The sequence below is a fragment of the Paenibacillus uliginis N3/975 genome (genome assembly GCF_900177425.1).
Classification (GTDB): Bacteria; Bacillota; Bacilli; order Paenibacillales; family Paenibacillaceae; genus Paenibacillus_AQ; species Paenibacillus_AQ uliginis.
This window is the reverse complement of record NZ_LT840184.1, coordinates 4516414-4518101: the sequence shown is the minus strand read 5'-3', so window position 1 is coordinate 4518101 and position 1688 is coordinate 4516414. Positions and strand designations below refer to the sequence as shown.

Below are 1688 nucleotides of genomic sequence, written 5' to 3'. Positions count from 1 at the left end.
AAAGTGTTGCAGGCTATTGGTGAAAATCCTAACCGGAAATTGTCCGAGATCGAGACGATTACTGAACAGGAGAAACTCCAAATCCTCAGCGGATTCAATGATACGGCTGTTGAGTATGCACGAGACCGGACTATCGTAGATGTGTTCGAGGAGCAGGTTAGGAAATTCCCTGCAAAAACGGCAGTTGCTTTTGGGGAGCAGCTAATGACTTATGCTGAGCTGAACCAAAAGGCCAATCAACTGGCAGGCAAACTGCGTGAGTTAGGTGTAAAACCAGATGATCTTGTAGCTATTTTAGTTGAGCGTAGAATTGAGACGATTATCGGTATTTGCGGAATTCTAAAAGCAGGAGGGGCTTATGTCCCAATCGATCCGATGTATCCGGAAGATCGAATTCAGTATATCTTGAAGGACTGCCAGTCTAAAGTGGTGCTCATTTGCAACTCAGAACTCGAAACGGAATTATCTGTCATAGATCTTGCAGATCATAAGATTTGGGAAGGTGCGGCAAATAATCCGGTAAATGCGAATAAATCTGGGGATTTAGCGTATTGCATCTATACTTCTGGCACAACCGGTAAGCCGAAAGGCAGCCTGATCGAGCATAAAAGCATCATTCGATTGGTCACGAATACTAACTATGTGGAACTGGATGAAAAGAGAGTAATCTTGCAAACGGGATCTATGTCCTTTGACGCATCCACGTTTGAAATGTGGGGAGCACTCCTTCATGGGGGGACTCTGGTGCTTGCATCTCAGGAGGTAATCACCGACAACAAGAGTCTGAAAGAGCACATACTCCGTTATCAAGTGAGCACGATGTGGATTACAGCATCTTTGTACAACTTAATGATTCAGACAGATGTCGAGATGTTTGACAGTCTAAACGAATTGTTGATTGGTGGAGAGAGGCTCTCGGAAGAACATGTAAGAATGTTAAAAAACCGGAAGAATCAGGTTAAATTGATCAACGGTTACGGGCCGACAGAAAACACAACATTTACAACAACTTATGAAATTCCTGAGTGCTTTGAGCTGATTCCGATCGGCAAACCGATTGCCAATACGCAAGTCTACATTCTAAATCAGAATAGACTCTGCGGAATTGGTATCCCCGGGGAGCTCTGCATCGCGGGCGATGGTCTGATGAGAGGATACCTGAACAAGCCGGAATTAACAGCCGAGAAGTTGATCACCAATCCGTTTGGAGCCGGCAAACTGTATCGTACCGGAGATTTGGCAAGATGGTTGCCTAATGGAAACATTGAATACTTAGGACGAATTGACGAACAGGTTAAGATCAGGGGCTTCCGAATTGAGCTGGGTGAAATCGAAAGTACACTCAGAAAGATCGATTTGATGCAAGATGCGGTTGTGCTTGCACAAGAAGATACTTCGGGAGAGATGGCCCTCTTCGCTTATCTGGTATCCGATACGCCGATCCGCTTGCCGGATATCCGGGATACTCTTAACAAAATATTGCCTTCTTACATGATTCCGGCTCATATGATGCAGATCGACAGTATTCCGGTCACTCCAAATGGAAAGTTGGACAGAAGAGCACTTCCGGAGATAGTAGCAAGCAGCCAACACGAATATGTTGCGCCGAGAAACGAAATTGAAGAAACGCTGTGTCAGGTCTTTAGTCAGGTGCTGGGTGTTGAAAGGGTTGGCGCGGAGGATAGCTT

The 1688-nt window shown here is 45.4% G+C and carries 1 protein-coding gene; it reads left to right on the top strand.

Annotated elements, in window-relative coordinates:
• Positions 1-1688, top strand: a 1688-nt coding sequence (locus B9N86_RS21455) for a non-ribosomal peptide synthetase (protein WP_208915174.1), incomplete at both ends; no start/stop codon positions are given.